Genomic DNA, 18,617 nt, shown 5'->3' on the forward strand with positions numbered 1-18,617 from the left:
CCGTGGGGTCAGCGGGGCGCCGGCGGCGGTTCCGTGCCGTCCGGGTCGGGGTCCGGCTGGTCTGCGGGCACGTCCGTCCTGGGTTCCGGGGAAAGCGGCCAGGCCGGCGGGGTCGGAGCGGAACCGGGCCGTGGCCCGGGGACGTCCGAGGCGTCACGCGGGGCGGCGGGCTCCCGCGGGGCCGTCCAGTGTGAGGCGCGCGTGAGGTCGTCGTGCCAGCCGGGGCCGAACGGGTCCTCGGCCGGGAGGATCTCATACGGGTCCTCCTCCGCGGCACCGGTCGCATGGGGCACGTTCTCCGGCCGCGCGAGGATCCTGCCCGAACCCGCCTCCCCGGCCTGGGCCGCGTCCTGGCCCCGGGCTCTCGCGGCCTCCTCGCGGCTCCGCCCCTCCTCCTCATCCCGCCCCTCGCCCGGGGCCTCGGCGGTACCCTCGGCCTCGGCGGGATCCGTGGCCTGCGCCGGTTCCCCAGCGGCCTCCCCCTGCCCCGCCCCGCTCCCGTAGCCACCCGTCCCGGTGTCCGCCGGGGCCCCCTTGCCGTCCCGCCCCGCCCCCGCGCCCTGCGCCGGGATCTCCCCGCCCCGCGTACGCCCGTGCCACAGCCGCCACGCCCGTACGACCAGCGCCACCGGCATCCCGAACACCGCCGTCCACGCCCCCACCGCTCCCCCGGTCTGCCACCACACCGGCCCGAAACGGGCCAGCGCGGCCACGCCCAGGGGACCGCCCGCCAGCTCGGCGAGCAGGGCGAAGGCCACCGCGCACACCGTCGCGGTCAGCAGCATCACCCCGGCGGTACGGGCGAGGGGCCACCGAGCCGTGGCCGCTCCCCCCGGCTCCGGCTGCCCCACGGCACCCCGCGCCACGAACCACCCCGCCATCACCCCGGCCGCCACCGGCACCAGCCCCGCCAGCCAGTTCGGCAGCGTGCCGGCGCCCGGGTCGGGCACCGCGGCCAGCAACGGGAAGGGCGGCAGCAGCGGCGCCGGATCGGAGGCGAACGGGGTCACCCCGTGCCCGGTGCCGAGCAGGAAACCGGGACCGAGGGCGTAGGACGCGGCCCAGAGCGCCGCGTTGGGGATCAGCGCGATACCGAGCAGCAGCACCGCGAACCGTCCCGTCCAGCCCTCGGTCAGCCGTAGGAAGGATGCCTGCGCCGCCTCTCCGTGCCACACCAGCGACACCCCGAGCACCAGCGCCCCGCCGCCGAAGAGCACCGCCGTGGCGGCACCGGTGGCCCGTACGGCCGTACCCACCCGGGCGCGTGCGTCCGCACCGAACACCACCCGTTGCACCGGCCCCGGCAACACCGTCAGCGCACGCAGCACCGGTTCGCGCGGACGGCCGTACGCCGACCACACCCCGGCCGCCGCCGAGCCCGCCGCGACCAGGGGCAGACAGGCCGTCACCCAGGGCCACGCGGGCCGCAGTTCACCGCCTGAGCAGTACAGCGCGATCGCGCCGCCGACACCCAGATAGCCGAGGACGACCCCGGTCCACACCGTGCGCGCCGGTACGGGCGGCGGTCCGTCGGCGTCCTCGGGTGCGTCCACCGCGTCCCTGGCCGCCCGGTACACCCGCCACACGGGCAGCGCGAGCAGCAGCAACGGGGTCACGCCCACCGGCATGGGCGTACCGGAGAGCGTGTCGGTGCGGACCAGTTCGACGCCGTGCGCCAGCAGCCACAGCCCGGCGGCGACGTGCAGCGCTCCGGCCGGACCGCTGTCGGGGTACGGCGAGCTGACCCACAGCACCATCAGCAGCGCGGCGTACGAGGCGAATCCGAGTCCGGCCGCCACGGCGCCGGCCAGCAGACTCGCGGCCAGTCCGGGCTCACGGTCCCGCATCCGGGTCAGCAGGGGGGCCAGCGACGGTCGGCGAGCGGTCATCAGAGTCACCACGCCATGCTGCCAATGCCACCCGCTTTCCCCACGCAACAGGCGAACTTCCGCTGTGTCGCCCAATATACGTTTATGTTCTTTTTCGCACGGAAGGGCGCATGGTGACGACGACGCAGAACCCGGCCGGCCCGCTGCCGCCGCCGAACGAACGCCGACGGCTGCGTGAGTCCCGGTCGCTGACGAATGCTCAGGTCGCCGCGCGGATCGGCGTCAGCCGCTCGACGCTGCGCGCGTGGGAGTCCGGCCGGCGCGTCCCGCACGGACGCGAGGGCGAGGCGTACGCCCGGCTGCTGCGGGCGCTCGCCGCACCGGCGGCGGCCGAGGACACGTCGACGGCCGAGGCGCCCCGGGAGCAGCCGACCGCCGCCGCCCCTGCCCTCGCCCCCGCCGGACACACGGCCGTGGGCTCCCCCGCCCCCCTGACGCCGGCTCAGGCCTTCGACGCGCTGTACGCGTTCTGCGCCCCGGCCCTCGTACGCCAGACGTACCTGCTCACCGGGCGCCGGGAGCTGGCCCGCGAGTCCGTGGAGCGGGCCTTCCAGCTGGCCTGGCAGCGCTGGCCCGAGGTGGCCCTGGACCGGGATCCGGGCGGCTGGGTGCGGGCGGTGGCGTACGACTGCGCTCTCTCGCCCTGGCACCGCTTCCGGCCCCGGTACCGGCACCCGGAGCCGCCGCCCGCCGATCCGGCCGACCGTGCGCTGCTGAGCGCCCTGCTGAAGCTCCCGCCGTCGTACCGGCGCACGCTCGTCCTCTACGACGGGGTGGGCCTCGACCTGCCCGAGACGGCGGCGGAGACGGAGGCCAGCACGCCGGCGGCCGCGAGCCGGCTGACCCACGCGCGGGCGGCGGTGGCCGCGCGGCTGCCGGCCCTGTCCGACCCCGCGGAACTGCATCGCCGGCTGCTCGAACTGGGCTCGGCGGAGCAGGTGCGTGCGGCGAAGCCGCCGGTGGTGCGGACCGGTACCGAACGGCGGAACGTGTTCTGGACCCGGGCGGCGATCGCGTTCACCGTGACGATCGTCGGCGCGACGACGCTCACGCTGCGGACGGCACCGACGCACTACGAGGCCCCGATCGCTCCGGCCCAGGCGGTGGAGGGGGTGCCGTCGGCGGGGGTGATGGGCCCGCTGTCGCCGGACCAGCAGGCGTTGCGGGCGAAGCTGCGGGCCGCCGCGAGGGGTCCGGAACGGCTGGTGCCGGAACCCGGGTGAACCGGCCCTCCTCGCGGGAGGCGCTCCCTCAGCGCGTCCGGCGCGAACGGCGGTAGGCCCGCCCCGGCGAACGGGACGGGCCTACCGGCGCTCAGCTGACGTGCCTCAGCCGGCCAGGACCTCGCGGGCGAGCTTGGCCGTCTCGGTCGGCGTCTTGCCGACCTTGACGCCCGCGGCCTCCAGGGCCTCCTTCTTGGCCTGCGCGGTGCCGGAGGAGCCGGAGACGATGGCGCCGGCGTGGCCCATGGTCTTGCCCTCGGGCGCGGTGAAGCCCGCGACGTAGCCGACGACCGGCTTGGTCACGTTCTCCTTGATGAACGCCGCGGCACGCTCCTCGGCGTCACCACCGATCTCACCGATCATCACGATGAGGTCGGTCTCCGGGTCGTTCTGGAACGCGGCGAGCGCGTCGATGTGCGTCGTACCGATGATCGGGTCACCACCGATGCCGACGGCGGTGGAGAAGCCGATGTCACGCAGCTCGTACATCATCTGGTACGTCAGCGTGCCGGACTTCGACACCAGGCCGATGCGGCCCGGCTTGGTGATGTCGCCCGGGATGATGCCGACGTTCGACTGGCCCGGGGTGATGATGCCGGGGCAGTTCGGGCCGATGATGCGGGTCTTGTTGCCCTTCTTGCCGGCGTACGCCCAGAAGGACGCCGTGTCGTGCACGGCGATGCCCTCGGTGATCACGACGGCCAGCGCGATCTCGGCGTCGATCGCCTCGACGACCGCGTCCTTGGTGAACTTCTCCGGCACGAAGATGACGGAGACGTTGGCGCCGGTCTTCTCGATGGCCTCCTTGACGGTACCGAAGACCGGTACCTCGGTGCCGTCGAAGTCCACGGTGGTGCCCGCCTTGCGCGGGTTCACGCCGCCCACGACGTTGGTGCCGTCACCGAGCATGAGCTTGGTGTGCTTCATGCCCGTGGCGCCGGTCATGCCCTGGACGATGACCTTGCTGTCCTTGTTGAGCCAGATAGCCATGGTGTGTTGTGTCCTCGTCCTGAGTGCTTACTTGGCGGCGTGGGCCAGCTCGGCGGCCTTGTCGGCCGCGCCGTCCATGGTGTCGACGCGCTGCACCAGCGGGTGGTTGGCGTCGGTGAGGATCTGTCGGCCCAGCTCGGCGTTGTTGCCGTCGAGGCGGACGACGAGCGGCTTCGAGACGTTCTCGCCGCGGTCCTCCAGGAGCTTCAGGGCCTGCACGATGCCGTTGGCGACCTCGTCGCAGGCGGTGATGCCACCGAAGACGTTCACGAAGACGGACTTGACGTCCGGGTCGCCCAGGATGATCTCCAGGCCGTTCGCCATCACCTGGGCGGAGGCGCCACCGCCGATGTCCAGGAAGTTGGCGGGCTTGACGCCACCGTGCTGCTCACCGGCGTACGCGACGACGTCCAGGGTGCTCATGACGAGACCCGCGCCGTTGCCGATGATGCCGACCTCGCCCTCGAGCTTGACGTAGTTGAGGCCCTTCGCCTTGGCGGCGGCCTCAAGCGGGTTGGCCGCGTCCTTGTCGTGGAGCTCCTCGTACTCGGGGTGGCGGAACTCGGCGTTCTCGTCGAGCGACACCTTGCCGTCGAGGGCGATGACCTCGCCGGAGGCGACCTTCGCGAGCGGGTTGACCTCGACGAGGAGGGCGTCCGACTTGATGAAGGTGTCCCACAGCTTGATCAGGACGTTGACGACCTTGTCCGCGACCTCGGCCGGGAACTTGGCGGCCGCGACGATCTCGCGGGCCTTGGCCTCGTCCACACCGTCGATCGGGTCGATCGGCGTCTTGGCGACGGCCTCCGGACGGGTGGCGGCCACCTCCTCGATCTCCATGCCGCCCTCGACGGAGGCGATGGAGAGGAAGGTGCGGTTCGCACGGTCGAGGAGGAAGGAGACGTAGTACTCCTCGAGGATCTCCGGAGCGGTCTCGGCGATCATGACCTTGTGGACCGTGTGGCCCTTGATGTCCATGCCGAGGATGTCCGTCGCCCGGGCGACGGCCTCGTCCGCGGAGGCGGCCAGCTTGACGCCACCGGCCTTGCCGCGGCCACCGACCTTCACCTGCGCCTTGACGACGGACTTGCCGCCCAGACGCTCGGTGATCGCGCGCGCCGCCTCAGGCGTGTCGATGACTTCACCGGCCAGCACCGGTACATCGTGCTTGGCGAAGAGGTCCCTCGCCTGGTACTCGAACAGGTCCACGCGCTTCCGTCCCTATCAGTGATCTCGCGGTTCGTTGGATGCGTGGGCGTGCCGCGAAGGGCAACGTGACGTCCGCTTGTCACAAGGGAGGCGCACACGGTGTCCGAGCGCGCGGCATGTCCGTCTCGCAGGTTATCGCCGCTTGCGGGGGCTCCCTAAATCGAGGGTCACACACGAGCGGTGATACCTGTCACATGATGCCGGGTTTCCTGACACGCCGTGCCGCACTCGCAGTGAAGTGCGAGGCCTCACCGGGCTGGGGTTGACCCGGTGAGGCCTCTGGACGACCCCGGGGGTTCCGGGGCCGGGGCGGGTGGTCCCCACCCCGATGGGGTCCACCCGCCCGGGCCGCGGGGCCCCGCCCGGACGAACCGACGGCATTCGGCCGCCCGGGTCAGGACACCCGCGGAGCGGTGGGGCCTCGGCCCTGCTCGCCGGAGGCCTGGACGGCCCGCGGAGCCCGGACGTCCTGGAACGCCCTGGACGCAGAGGCCGTGGGCGTCGCGGGCGTCGTCGAGGTCGTGGAGGTACCGGGGCACGGCGGTACGGCCGTACGGATGACCGGCGCCGCCTGCGGGGCGCCGGCCCTGCCGCCTAGCCGGGGAAGACGGGGATGTCCCGGTGCCGTTCCCGGGTGCGGGGCGCCTCGGCGTACGCGGTGGCGCAGGGCCCGAGCCACAGAGGTGCCCGGTGGTCGAGGGTGATCGCATGAGCGTCACCAGGGCGGGACGCCGCACCGTCGGCCGCCTGCTTGCCGAGCACGCCGGCCGGGTCCCCGCTCGGCGCGGGACAGCCGGGGGCTCCCACGGCGGCGATGCCGTCGTACGCCGGGGTGTGCGCCGCGCGCCGGGGCACGGGGGCGGTCTGCGGGCCGTGCGGGGCGACCTGCGGGCCGTGCGGGGCGACCTGCGCCGGTGCGCCGTCTGCACCGCGGGCCTGGGCGCGGGCGCGGTGGTGGTACTCGATCCGGCCCGGCGCCGCCGCACCGCCGTACCGCTGCGGGCGGGGTGCCATGGCCTGCGGCTGCGGCGCCGGAGGCGCGGGGGCGGCCGGGGCCGCGGTGCCGTCGTCCGGTTCCTGGGTGAGGGGCGGCAGGTGCGGGGAGGGTGCCGAGGACCGGGGCTTCCCGACGGCTCGGGCGCCGGGGGCGTCCTTGAGGGATCGGGAAACCGTGGTCATCACGTCGCGTACCGGAGCGACGGCCTGTGCGCCGATTCGCCGCACCGGGGGGACGACCCGTTCTCCGGCCCCGTGCACGGGAGCGGCGATCGACGTCACCTTGGCCGGCACCGGGAACCCGTCCGCCGCGTGCGCCTGTTCACCGCAGAGGAAGCCCAGCGTGAACAGTCCGCCGACCAGCAGCGCCAGCTGGAGCACACGCCGCCCACCCGCCGTGCGCAGCACGCGCACGGTGGCACCAAGGAGGGCTGCTGGGAGGGTCAAGGAGCTGAACATCCTCGGCTCGGCAGGACACGGGCTCCGCCGATCCTTGCACGGCACGTCCGAGGCAGCGCAACCCCGCGGTTACCGATGGGTAGTCATGTCCCTTTTCTCTCCCCCTCCCTCCCCCTTCCCTTTCCCGCCCGGCGTCACGCGGTGTCCGGAAGGGGCAGCGGCCGCTTTTCGAGCGCCGCGGCCATGACCTCGGGGAACAGGTCGGGTGTGCAGGCGAAGGCCGGCGCACCCAGCGTGGCGAGCGCCGCCGCGTGCTCCCGGTCGTAGGCGGGCGCGCCCTCGTCCGACAGCGCGAGCAGCGCCACGAACTGCACCCCGGACGCCTTCATCGCCGCCACCCGCTTGAGCATCTCGTCGCGGATACCGCCCTCGTAGAGGTCGCTGATCAGCACGACCACCGTCTCGGCCGGCCGGCTGATCTGTGACTGGCAGTAGGCGAGCGCCCGGTTGATGTCCGTCCCACCGCCGAGCTGGGTGCCGAAGAGGACGTCGACCGGGTCGTCCAGCTGGTCGGTGAGGTCGACCACCGCCGTGTCGAAGACGACCAGCCGGGTGCTGATCGACCGCATCGAGGCGAGCACCGCGCCGAACACCGACGCGTAGACGACCGAGGCGGCCATCGACCCGGACTGGTCGATGCACAGGACGACCTCCTTCTTCACCGACCGCGCGGCCCGCCCGTATCCGACGAGGCGTTCCGGCACCACCGTGCGGTACTCGGGCAGGTAGTGCTTGAGGTTGGCCGCGATGGTGCGGTTCCAGTCGATGTCGTGGTGGCGTGGCCGGCTGATCCGCGCGCTGCGGTCGAGGGCGCCGGTGAGGGTGGCCCGGGTACGGTTCGCGAGCCGCTTCTCCAGGTCCTCGACGACCTTCCGCACGACCGCGCGTGCCGTCTCCTTCGTCGTCTCCGGCATCGCCTTGTTCAGCGACAGCAGCGTGCCGACGAGATGCACGTCCGCCTCCACCGCCTCCAGCATCTCCGGCTCCAGCAGCAGGGAGGCGAGCCCGAGCCGGTCGATGGCGTCACGCTGCATGACCTGAACGACGGAGGACGGGAAGTACGTGCGGATGTCGCCGAGCCAGCGCGCCACGGACGGTGCCGAGGCGCCGAGGCCCGCCGAGCGGTCGCGTCCCGCCTGCGGCTTGTCCCCCTTGCCGTACAGCGCGGCGAGCGTGCCGTCCATCGCCGCGTCCCGGCCGGACAGGGCGCATCCGGTGCCGTCGGCCTGGTCGCCGCCGAGCACCAGCCGCCAGCGCCGCAGCCTCTCCCGCGCCGGATCGTCGAGATCCACCGGCATCGACCCGGTCGTCATGCGCCCACCCCCGCAAGGCTGTTGTCATCACTCGTGCCACACCGGGTGGCAACACACCCGACCGAGCCGGGCCGGACCGGATCACGCTCGGCCGGGTCACTCTGCGCCAGGTCACTTTCGGCCGGGGCACGCCTGGCCGGGTCACACTCGGCCCGGTCACGTCCGGGCGGGTCGCATTCGGCCGGGTCACGTCCGGGCGGGTCGCATTCGGCCGGGTCGTCCAGGCCGAGCAGCAGCCGCAGCACCGGCAGAACCGCGTCGGCGCGCGCGGTGTCGGCCTCGGGGGCGAAGCCGGGCGTCACGGCTCCGTGAGCGGCCCGGCCCGCCGCCCGGTCTCCGGGGCCCCGCCGGACCAGCTCGCCGAGCGTTCTGCGCACCCCGGGCTCATACGCCGCGAACGTGCGGCGCAGCAGCGGCAGTACGTCCGTGAACGCCTCCGCCGGCACCCCGGTCAGCCAGCTGTCCACCAGCCCGAGCAGCCGCTCGTCGTGCACCAGCAGCAGCCCGCCCCCGCCGCCGACGAAGCCTTCGATCCAGGCGGCGGCGTCGGCGGGCGGCGTCCCCGGCGACAGCGCGAGCCCCATCAGCCGCGCCGCCTCCTCGGACCGCAGCTCCCCCTCGTCCAGCAACAACCGCACGGCCCGCCCCCGCAACACACCGGCCACGCTGTCTCGCGTCGACAGGGTCCGCAGCACGGCCCGCCATCGGTCCCGCAGATCGCCGCGGCCGGCTGCGCCGACGGCACGGCCAGTCGCGGCCGGGCCGTGGCCGTGGGCGGAGGAAGCCGAACCGCTGGGGTCGGTTCCGGTGGGCACACCGGCACCGGCAGCGGCACCGGTCAGGGTCTCGGTCAGCAACCCCACCGCCGTGTGCACGGCGTCCACATGGCCGCGCATCTCCTCCGCGGCATCGCTGTCGAGCGCGGCGCACGCCGGAGGCAGGCCGACGAAGATGCGTTCGGCGAGGCCCGCCGCGACGCCGGCCAGCGCTTCCGTGTCGGTGCCGCGCACGTCGCCGTAGCGCAGGGAGCGGACCAGGGCGGGCAGGGCCTGGGCGAGATGGCCGACGTCCGCGTCGAGCGCCGCCCGGTCGGCGAGCACCCTCATGACCACGGGCAGGGCGCCGGGCAGACCGGCCAGCAGGCACTGCTCGGCCAGCGCGGTGACGTCGGCCAGCGTGCGCGCGGCCGTCGCGTCCGCCGCGGCCTTGGCCTGCGCCGCCGCCAGCACGGTCGTCCCCCACCCGCCCGCCTCGGCGACCCGCACCGACAGCTCCGGCTCCCAGCGCAGCCGCCAGGTCTCCCGGAACGTGCCCGTGCTCCCCCGTGACCGCGCGGGCTCGCCCCAGCCGACGCCGAGCAGCCGCAGCCGGTGCAGCAGCCTGCTGCGGCCGGCGTCGGTGTCGCCCCGCAGGTCCAGCTCCAGTTCGCGTTCCATCGCCTCCGGCTTGAGCCGCAGCGCACGCTGCTGCCGAGCCAGGTCGCGCTGCAGCGGCACCGCCGGCGCCGACTCCGGGACCTCGCCGAGGACGTCCCCGACCACCAGCCGGTCGTGCACCAGCGCCAGCGGCACGTCCGAGCCGTCGCCCATCACCGCGCGCACGGCGTCGGTGGTCTCGGTCAGTCCGGGCAGCGGGCGGCCGCGCAGCGCCGCCAGGGTCTCGGCGAGCCGGACGGCCTCGATGACATGGGCCGAGGAGACGATCCGGTCCTCCTCGCGCAGCAGCCGCGCCACCTTGGTCAGCCATCGCTCGACCGGCCGGTCGGGGGCATGGAACAGATGGCCGTACCACCCCGGCGAGTCGATGCCCGCCCCGTACCCGCTGGACCGGGCGAGCCTGCGGTGTGTCCAGGGCACCCAGGTCAGGTCGGCCTTGACCTTGGGCAGCCCCTTCAGCAGGGCGCGGTCGGCGGCGACGGTGGTCTTCGCCCGCAGCGCGGGCACGTGCCAGGCCCCGCACACCACGGCCGTCCCGTCCCCGAACTCCTTGCGCGCCGCGCGCAGCCGGAGCCGCATGTGTGCCTCGCGGACGAGGTCCCGGGAGTGCCCGCCGGCGCCGTACCGCTCGCGGAGTGCACCCATGGCGTCCTCCAGCGCGCGGAACGGGGCGAAGGGGTCCCGCTCCCCCGGGCCCCGGTGCTCGACGACGTCCTCCCACCAGCGTTCGGGATCGTCGTATCCGGCGGCCTCGGCGAGCACGGCGAGCGGATCGACACGGACCTGCTCGTCGTCGGCACGGGAGCCCTGCCCCTCCCCCGCCTCTGCCTTCTCTCCCCCTTCTCCCCGCTGCTGCTCGCTCTCCCCCCGCTTCTGCTCCCTTCTCTCCCCCCGAGGCTCCCTGTCCTCCCCCTGAGACTCCCCGTTCTCCTCCCGCGGCTCCCCCTTCTCCTCCCCCGGCTCCTCCTTCTCCTCCCACGCGAGCGTGTGTGTGGCCGGGAGGTCGATGAAGTGGGCGGGGACGTCGTGTTCGACGGCCCAGCGGATCGCCACCCATTCGGGACTGAACTCGGCGAACGGCCAGAACGCCGAGCGGCCTGGCTCGTCCACGGCATGGGCGAGCAGGGCGACCGGAGGCCGCAGGTCCGGGTCGGCGGCCAGCTGGATCAGCGCGTCGGCCTCGGGCGGCCCCTCGATCAGAACGGCGGTGGGCCGGGCGGCGTCCAGGGCGGTGCGCACCGCGCGGGCGGAGCCGGGGCCGTGGTGCCGCACACCCAGCAGGAGCGGCCCGGAGGTGTGGGCCTTGGGCCAGCGCGTGTCGTTCACGCGCTCACCTCCCGGCACGCGCGGTAGAAGTCCGTCCAGCCCGCGCGCTCGCGGACGACGGTCTCCAGGTACTCCTGCCAGATGACCTTGTCTGCCGCGGGGTCGCGCACCACGGCTCCGAGGATGCCGGCGGCGACATCGCCCGGGCGCAGCACACCGTCGCCGAAGTGGGTGGACAGGGCCAGGCCGTTGGTGACGACGGAGATCGCCTCGGCCGTGGACAGCGTGCCGCTGGGCGACTTCACCTTGGTGCGGCCGTCGGCGGTGATGCCGTCGCGCAGCTCCCGGAAGACGGTCACCACCCGGCGGATCTCCTCGATGCCGTCGGGCGCGGCCGGCAGGTCGAGGGAGCGGCCGATCTGCTCGACCCGGCGGGTGACGATGTCGACCTCGGCGTCGGCGCTCTCCGGCAGCGGCAGGACCACGGTGTTGAAGCGGCGGCGCAGCGCGCTGGAGAGGTCGTTGACGCCTCTGTCCCGGTCGTTGGCGGTGGCGATGAGGTTGAACCCGCGGACCGCCTGGACCTCCTGGCCCAACTCCGGGACGGGCAGCGTCTTCTCGGACAGGATCGTGATCAGCGTGTCCTGCACATCGGCCGGGATGCGGGTCAGTTCCTCCACGCGGGCCGTCATGCCCTCGGCCATGGCACGCATCACGGGGCTGGGAACGAGGGCGTCGCGGCTGGGGCCGTGCGCGAGCAGCTGCGCGTAGTTCCAGCCGTAGCGGATCGCCTCCTCCGGCGTGCCGGCCGTGCCCTGCACCAGCAGGGTGGAGTCGCCGCTGACCGCCGCCGCCAGGTGCTCCGACACCCAGGTCTTCGCGGTGCCGGGCACACCGAGCAGCAGCAGGGCGCGATCGGTGGCGAGCGTGGTGACGGCGACCTCGATGATCCGGCGCGGGCCGACGTACTTGGGGGTGATCACCGTGCCGTCCGGCAGGGTGCCGCCGAGCAGATACGTCGCCACCGCCCACGGCGACAGCTTCCAGCGGGCCGGGCGGGGGCGGTCGTCCTGCGCGGCGAGCGCGGAGAGTTCGGCGGCGAAGGCGTTCTCGGCGTGCGGGCGCAGCACCTCGGCGCTCGTGTCGTGGCTCGGTGGTGCGGTGGTCGGTCGCACGGACGTAGGCGCAGACGTGGCAGAAGCAGACATGGCGGACATGGCTGAGGCCCCCTCCAGCTCGGCCGGTTCGGTTCTGGCATCCACCGTGCACCACGCCACTGACAATCGCTCTGACCTGCACAGACTCCAGCGACGGAGCGATTGTCAGTGGCGGGACCTACCGTCGGTGGCATGACTGAGCAGGGGGTGCGCTGGACCGCGGAGCAGGTGCTGGCACTGGCGCCTGACGCCGCGTCACGCACAGCGGGCGGAAAGCTCGGCACGGCCGGTCCGTGGTCCGAGGCGGGAAGCGGAGAGGGGACGGTGTGGGGGCTGTGCAAGGGCAGCGGCAGCAGGCCCTATCAGACGGTGGTCGATCTCGCCGACGCGGCTGGTCCGGCATACAAGTGCAGTTGTCCGAGCCGTAAGTTCCCGTGCAAGCACGCGCTCGGGCTGCTCCTGCTGTGGTCCGGCGACGACGGCTCGGTGGCGCCGTCCGCCGAGCCGCCGGACTGGGCCGATCAGTGGCTCGCGGGCAGACGCAGGCGGGCCGAGAGCAAGCAGGACCGGAGTGAAGGGGGGTCCGCGAGCGGATCCGCCGATCCCGAGGCGGCGCGGCGGCGGGCCGAGCGCCGGGCCGAGCGGGTCACCGCGGGCGCGACGGAGCTGGAGCAGCGGCTCGCGGATCTGCTGCGCGGCGGCCTGGCCGCGGCCGAGCAGGCGGGGTACGGCCTGTGGGACGAGACGGCGGCCCGCATGGTCGACGCGCAGGCGCCGGGACTGGCGGCGCGCGTACGGGAGTTGGGGGCGATCCCGGCGTCCGGGGCGGGCTGGCCGGCCCGGCTGCTGGAGGAGTGCGCGCTGCTGCACCTGCTCGATCAGGGCTGGTTGGGCCGCGACCGGCTGCCGGACGCCCTCGCGGCCACGATCCGCGCCCGGCTGGGCCTGCCCGCCACGGCGGAGGGTGCGCCGGTCCGCGACCGCTGGCTGGTCCTCGCCCAGTACGACACGGTGGACCCCAAACTGACGACCCGCCGGATATGGCTGCACGGCGCCGCTTCGGGCCACACCCGGCTGCTGTTGTCCTACGGCGCGGCCGGCCGGGCTCCGGAGCTGTCGCTGCCGGTCGGCCTGGCCCTGGACGCGGAGCTGTCCGCCTATCCCGGCGCCGGCCAGCCGCGGTCGGCCCTGGGCGAGCGGCACACCCCGCCCGCACCGGCCGCGTTCCGCCCGCCGGGCACGACCACGGCCGAGGCGGCGGCCAGTTACGGCGAGGCGCTGCGGGACGACCCCTGGCTGGAGTCGGTCCCGGTGACGCTGACCCGGGTGATACCGGTCCCGGACGGTGACCTGTGGCAGCTGGCCGACGCCGACGCGGACTCCGCTCTGCCGCTGACCCGGGCCGCCCGCTCCCGTCCCGGACTGTGGCGGCTGGTCGCCCTGTCCGGCGGCGGTCCGGTCACGGTCTTCGGCGAGTGCGGCCATCGCGGTTTCACGCCGCTCACGGCCTGGCCGGAGGGCACGGACGAGGCGGTGCCCCTGTGCTGACCGTCCGCCGGGAAGACGCCCGCGCCGGTGGGACGCGGACGGCGGGGACACCTCTCGGGCACACCCGGACCTGCACCCCGCACCAGCAGCCCACAGCCACACGCAGGGAAGGGACGCGATGAACGGGACGACTTCGACCGACGGCGCCACCGCGGCCGCCGCGAGCTCCTGGGAAGACCTGGTCACCACCGCTCTCCTCGGCACCGACCGGCGCCCGCCGGCGGACCGCGGGTCCGGCCGCCAGGCCCCCTTGGCGCTGCTGGACGAGGCCGCCATGGCGACCGTACGGCGGCGGGCCGGGCTGCGGCCCGCCCGGGTGACCCGCCGGCCGGAACGGGCGCCCGAGGATCCCCGCCCGGTGCTGCCCGCCGCGGCGGCCCGCCGGCTCGCCACGCTGCTGGCCGACCGTTCCGGCGGCGGGACCGGTGGCCGCCGGGGCAGTTCCCCGGACCTCATGGAACTGCTCCCCCAGTGGCTCGCGGCGGCCAACGCACACGGGTACGCGGCACCTCCGCAGGCGCTTCCCGCCCTGCTCGACGCGGCCCGGGGCCGTACGGACCTGCGCCCGGCGGCGCTGGAGTTCGCGGGCCCGCGGGCGCTGTGGCTGGCCCGGCTGAACGCGGACTGGCGCTTCGCCCTGCGCGCCACCCCCGGCCGCGGTGCCGCGCTGCCCGACCCCAAGGACGCCGAGGCGGTGCTACGGCTGTGGCAGGAAGGGCTGTTCGCCGAGCGGGTGGCCCTGCTGGGCGTGCTGCGCGCCGGTACGCCCGAGCTCGCGCGCGAGCTGCTGGCCTCGACCTGGGCCACGGAGCGGGCGGAGGACCGGCTGATGTTCCTCGACTCGCTGCGCACGGGCCTGTCCGCCGCGGACGAGGCGTTCCTGGAGCAGGCGTTGGCCGACCGCAGCCGTAATGTGCGGACGACGGCCGCGGAGCTTCTGTCGGCGCTGCCCGCTTCGGCGCTCGCCGCGCGCATGGCCGTACGGGCCGCGGCCTGCGTGGCCCTCGACCGCACGGGCAACGCCCCGGCGATCGCGGTGGAGGCGCCGTTCGAGTGCGACTCCGGTATGGAGCGTGACGGTGTGGCCGCCACACCTCCCGCAGGCAGAGGGGAACGCTCATGGTGGTTGGGGCAGTTGGTGGAGGCGGCTCCGCTCGGCGTCTGGCGGGAGCGGCTCGGCGGGCGGACGGCACGGGAGATCGTGGCGCTGCCGGTGACGGACGGCTGGCAGGGCGAACTGCACGCGGCCTGGTGCCGGGCCGCGGTGCGGCAGCGGGACGCCGAGTGGTCGAGGGCGCTGCTCGGCTCGCCGTCGGCGCCGGAGGCCGGAGGTCCGGGCGCGGTGTCCCTGGCCGAGCGTGCGAAGCTGCTGGCCGCCCTGGAGCCGGCGGAACGGGCCGGATGGGTGGCGGGGTTCATCGCGACACACGGTCTGTCGGAGGCGTTCCAGCTGCTCGGGGTGTGCGCCGTGCCCTGGGCGGCGCCGCTGGGCCGGGCGGTCGTGGACGCGCTGAACATCGCGCGGGACGCGGGCAGTTACCCGTGGAGCTTCAGTGGCGTGATGGGCCTGACGGAACGCTGCCTGGAACCCGCGGAGGCCGGCCGTCTGGAGGCGCTGCTGGCGATACCCGACGAACGGGAGGACGCCGCGCCCGGGGCCGGGGGGTACTGGGCGGAGGCGTTCCAGCGGCTGGTGACCACGCTGCGGCTGCGGGCGGAGATGGCCCGCGAGTTGGCCCCCGTGAGCCCCGTCAGCCCGTCCGGCGGTGCCGCCTGTGGTGGTGTTCGGGAGCACGGCGGCCAGGCCTGCCGGGCGTCTGGGGGCGGTGTCCCCGAGGACACCGGACCCCGCTCACCGCAACCGCCGGCTCAGCCCCCCGAAGCGGCCGGCTGACCGGCATTCTCCCGCACCCACTCCACGATGGACACGGTCGTCGCCCCCGGCGTGAAGATCTCCGCGACGCCCTTCTCCTTCAGCGGCGGGATGTCCTCTTCGGGGATGATGCCGCCGCCGAAGACGAGGATGTCCTCGGCGTCGCGCTCCCTGAGCAGGTCGATGACCGCGGCGAACAGCGTGTTGTGCGCGCCGGAGAGGATGGACAGGCCGATCGCGTCGGCGTCCTCCTGGATGGCGGTGTCCACGATCTGTTCCGGCGTCTGGTGGAGCCCGGTGTAGATGACCTCCATACCGGCGTCGCGCAGGGCACGCGCGATGACCTTGGCCCCGCGATCGTGGCCGTCGAGCCCCGGCTTGGCCACCACCACGCGGATCGGACCGGCTGCCACACCCATCACTGCCTCCATCAAACGACCCCGGAAGCGATCGCTTCCGTCCGTAACGACAAGTACCGCACTTTTGGCGCGTTCCGCCACCCGTCGCGAAGTGAACGAACGTTATCTCCAGCATCCCGCAACCGGCAGTTTTACGGTGCGCAGCGAGGGGGAAATCACATGGTGGGACATGAGGGCACACGGGGGATCGAGCCGTCCTCCGGCGTGCCGACAGGAGGTCGGCCATGAAGGTCACCGGGGTACTGCCGCTCTTCCTCCCGTTCTGCCGCCGCCTGTGGCCCGGCAGACTGGCCGGACTCTCGGTGGCGCTGCTGAAGGCGACCGCCCTGGAGGCCGCGATCCTGACCGGCCATCTCCTGCTGTACCCCACCGGCCTCACCCAGGAACGCCACTGGCCCGCTCCGCCCACCCAGGACGGCACCGCCCAGCTCCCGGTCCGGTCCGGCCCACCGGTGGTGCTGCTGCACGGCTTCATCGACAACCGTTCGGTGTTCGTGCTGCTGCGCCGCAACCTCGCCCAGCACGGCAGCCAGCGCGTCCTCTCCCTCAACTACTCCCCGCTGACCTGTGACATCCGTGCGGCCGCCGAGCTGCTCGGCCGGCACGTCGAGGAGATCTGCGAGCGCACCGGCAGCGACCGGGTCGACATCGTGGGGCACAGCCTCGGCGGGCTCATCGCCCGCTACTACGTGCAGTGCCTCGGCGGCGACCTGCGGGTGCGCACGCTCGTCACGCTGGGTACGCCGCATGCGGGGACCAGCGCGGCGCCGCTGGCCGACGCCCATCCGATCGTGCGGCAGATGCGGCCCGGTTCGGGGGTCATCGAGGAGCTGGCCCGGCCGGCGCCCGGATGCCGCACCCGGTTCGTCAGCTTCTGGAGCGACCTGGACTCCGTGATGGTCCCGCTGGAGACGGCCTGCATCGAGCACCCCGACCTCGACGCGGAGAACATCCGCGTGACCGGCATCGGGCATCTCGCCCTGCCCGTACACCCCGCCGTCGCGGCCGGGATACGCGCGGCGCTCGACACCCCGCACCAGGGGGACCGGGTCGACGACGGTCTGACGGTGGCGTGACGTACAGGTGACGAACAGTCACCTCACATCGAACACCAATCGAACTCTCGGCCAAACTCGTATCCGGCACCCCCCGAAACACCGCCGAATGCCCGTTTCCCCTGCACGCGAACCCAGCTGAAGATTGTCGCGCCCAGGTACCGGCGGGTACAGTCGCCGCACTGCTCTGGCAGCCCCTGTTGTCGAGGCGAAAGAGAAGTTGGTGAACGACCGTCACCCGTCGGGGACCATGACCACCCCGGCCCCGGCTTCCGACGCCTCCGCCGCGCACTACGCGCCGTACGGCACACACGAAGCCCCCTACGGCGACCTCACCACGTACGGCGACTACGGCGCCACCGGTTTTCCGGACGGCACCGGCTCCTTCTCCACCGACCCGCTCTTCGGCAGCCTGCCCGGCCAGCAGACCAGCAGCGCGTACGAGACCACGCAGTGGCAGACCGGGCAGCACCTGAACCACGACCCGTACGCGGCCCAGCACCACACCGCCTACGACTCCGGTGCCTACGACACCACCGCCTGGACGGTCCCCGCGCAGGCGACCGGCAACGACATCAGCGGCCAGTGGGACGCGAGCGCCTGGCTGCAGCCCGACCAGTCCGACGGCGCCGGCCCGACGCAGCAGTGGGAGTGGGGCACCCAGACCTTCGAGACGGGCACGTACGACGCCACCCAGTGGAACTCCGGCGGCCACGTACCGGCGGAGCCGGGGGCCGGAGAACCGTTCGGCCAGCAGACCACCGCCCTCTTCGAGCAGGTCGGCGACCCGCAGGCGACCGAGGCCTTCGCGCAGACGCCGTACCAGCACGAGGCGCCGTACGCGGACACCGGCTTCGCCGAACAGGTTCCCGGGGCCGACGAGCCGGGCGGCACGGGCGAACTGCCCGCCGTGACCGGGCTGCTGGACGACCAGGAAGAGGTCACTCCGGCACCGGCGACCCGCGCCGGCGCGCGCAGCGCCGCGCGCTCCCGCCGCCGTACCCCCGCCAAGCGCTCCGCACTGCTGACCGTCGCCGTGCCCTCGGCGTGTGTGATGGGGGTCGCCGGGATCGCCGCCGCCTCGGTCGGCGCCCTGGCCCACGGTGGCGGCAAGGACACCACGGCCTCCGCCTCGGACGCGCACGCGGTCAAGCCGTCGATCGCCAACAGCAAGCTGGACTCCCAGCTGAAGACCCTGTCCGCCGGCGCCGACGACTTCGCCGACCGGGCGAGCCGGACGCAGGAGCGGATCGACCTCAAGAACCAGCAGGAGCAGGAGAAGAAGAAGGCCGCCGCGGAGGCCGCCCTCAAGGAGCGGCTGCGCCCGAAGTTCGTGCTGCCGGTCACGCAGAGGGGGCTCAGCGCCTACTTCGGCCAGGCGGGCGTGAACTGGATGTCCGTGCACACGGGCATCGACTTCCCCGTCTCCTATGGCACCACGGTGATGGCCGCCACCGACGGCACCGTCACGACCAAGTGGAACAGCGCCTACGGCAACATGCTGATCTTGACGGCGAAGGACGGCACGGAGACCTGGTACTGCCACCTGTCCAGCTACCGCGTCCCCTCCGGGACGGTCGTCAAGGCCGGCGAGCCGATCGCCTTTTCCGGCAATTCCGGCAACTCAACCGGTCCGCACCTGCACTTCGAGGTACGTCCCGCGGGCGGGGCGGCCATAGACCCGCTGCCGTGGCTGCGGAGCCACGGGCTCGACCCCACATAGGGACCAGGGGCTTGCACCCATGGTGCACCCGTAGGAACGGAGGGAACGGGAGGCTTACGCC

Annotated in this window: 13 protein-coding genes; 5 read left to right on the top strand and 8 right to left on the bottom strand. The window is 73.7% G+C overall.

Annotation, left to right across the window (positions count from 1 at the left end):
- Positions 1 to 8: 8 nt before the first annotated feature.
- The gene (locus tag IE244_RS07555) at positions 9 to 1,889 is read right to left on the bottom strand and encodes a cell division protein PerM (RefSeq protein ID WP_191871831.1); all 1,881 of its coding nucleotides are present in this window, start codon (positions 1,887 to 1,889) and stop codon (positions 9 to 11) included.
- Between the two features lie 110 nt (positions 1,890 to 1,999).
- Here IE244_RS07555 and IE244_RS07560 point away from each other — a divergent pair, with 110 nt between their 5' ends.
- Positions 2,000 to 3,112 (top strand): helix-turn-helix domain-containing protein, encoded by a 1,113-nt coding sequence (locus IE244_RS07560; protein WP_191871832.1) that lies wholly within the window; start codon positions 2,000 to 2,002, stop codon positions 3,110 to 3,112.
- Between the two features lie 105 nt (positions 3,113 to 3,217).
- On the opposite strand, the gene sucD is transcribed toward IE244_RS07560, so the two are convergent.
- From sucD to IE244_RS07590, 6 genes are all read right to left on the bottom strand, one after another.
- Positions 3,218 to 4,102 (bottom strand): succinate--CoA ligase subunit alpha, encoded by an 885-nt coding sequence (gene sucD, locus IE244_RS07565; RefSeq protein ID WP_191871833.1) that lies wholly within the window; start codon positions 4,100 to 4,102, stop codon positions 3,218 to 3,220.
- A gap of 27 nt (positions 4,103 to 4,129) precedes the next feature.
- On the bottom strand, positions 4,130 to 5,311 hold the full coding sequence (sucC, locus tag IE244_RS07570; RefSeq protein ID WP_031171765.1) for an ADP-forming succinate--CoA ligase subunit beta: 1,182 nt from the start codon (positions 5,309 to 5,311) through the stop codon (positions 4,130 to 4,132).
- 594 nt (positions 5,312 to 5,905) lie between these two features.
- On the bottom strand, positions 5,906 to 6,754 hold the full coding sequence (locus IE244_RS07575; protein ID WP_191871834.1) for a hypothetical protein: 849 nt from the start codon (positions 6,752 to 6,754) through the stop codon (positions 5,906 to 5,908).
- Positions 6,755 to 6,900: 146 nt separating this feature from the next.
- A complete protein-coding gene (locus tag IE244_RS07580) occupies positions 6,901 to 8,079 on the bottom strand; it encodes a vWA domain-containing protein (protein WP_191871835.1) in 1,179 nt (392 codons plus the stop codon).
- The gene (locus IE244_RS07585; protein ID WP_229853994.1) at positions 8,076 to 10,841 is read right to left on the bottom strand and encodes a DUF5682 family protein; all 2,766 of its coding nucleotides are present in this window, start codon (positions 10,839 to 10,841) and stop codon (positions 8,076 to 8,078) included. The genes IE244_RS07580 and IE244_RS07585 overlap by 4 nt, the downstream gene beginning before the upstream one ends.
- Positions 10,838 to 11,989, bottom strand: coding sequence for an ATP-binding protein (locus IE244_RS07590; RefSeq protein ID WP_373305718.1), 1,152 nt, complete (start codon positions 11,987 to 11,989; stop codon positions 10,838 to 10,840). The genes IE244_RS07585 and IE244_RS07590 overlap by 4 nt, the downstream gene beginning before the upstream one ends.
- Before the next feature lie 141 nt (positions 11,990 to 12,130).
- Here IE244_RS07590 and IE244_RS07595 point away from each other — a divergent pair, with 141 nt between their 5' ends.
- Together IE244_RS07595 and IE244_RS07600 are read left to right on the top strand one after the other, a co-directional pair.
- Positions 12,131 to 13,486, top strand: coding sequence for an SWIM zinc finger family protein (locus IE244_RS07595; RefSeq protein WP_191871837.1), 1,356 nt, complete (start codon positions 12,131 to 12,133; stop codon positions 13,484 to 13,486).
- Positions 13,487 to 13,604: 118 nt separating this feature from the next.
- Entirely contained in the window at positions 13,605 to 15,380 is a 1,776-nt protein-coding gene (locus IE244_RS07600; protein ID WP_229853995.1) for a DUF5691 domain-containing protein, read from the top strand.
- On the opposite strand, the gene icmB is transcribed toward IE244_RS07600, so the two are convergent.
- Entirely contained in the window at positions 15,356 to 15,778 is a 423-nt protein-coding gene (gene icmB, locus IE244_RS07605) for a coenzyme B12-dependent isobutyryl CoA mutase small subunit (protein WP_191871838.1), read from the bottom strand. The two genes, IE244_RS07600 and icmB, sit on opposite strands and share 25 nt — an antisense overlap.
- A gap of 224 nt (positions 15,779 to 16,002) precedes the next feature.
- Here icmB and IE244_RS07610 point away from each other — a divergent pair, with 224 nt between their 5' ends.
- Together IE244_RS07610 and IE244_RS07615 are read left to right on the top strand one after the other, a co-directional pair.
- Complete coding sequence (locus IE244_RS07610; RefSeq protein WP_191871839.1) at positions 16,003 to 16,854, top strand: esterase/lipase family protein; 852 nt, start codon at positions 16,003 to 16,005, stop codon at positions 16,852 to 16,854.
- 202 nt (positions 16,855 to 17,056) lie between these two features.
- Entirely contained in the window at positions 17,057 to 18,556 is a 1,500-nt protein-coding gene (locus IE244_RS07615; RefSeq protein ID WP_191871840.1) for a M23 family metallopeptidase, read from the top strand.
- Positions 18,557 to 18,617: the final 61 nt, after the last annotated feature.

Source organism: Streptomyces filipinensis (assembly GCF_014649495.1).
Taxonomy (GTDB): domain Bacteria; phylum Actinomycetota; class Actinomycetes; order Streptomycetales; family Streptomycetaceae; genus Streptomyces; species Streptomyces filipinensis.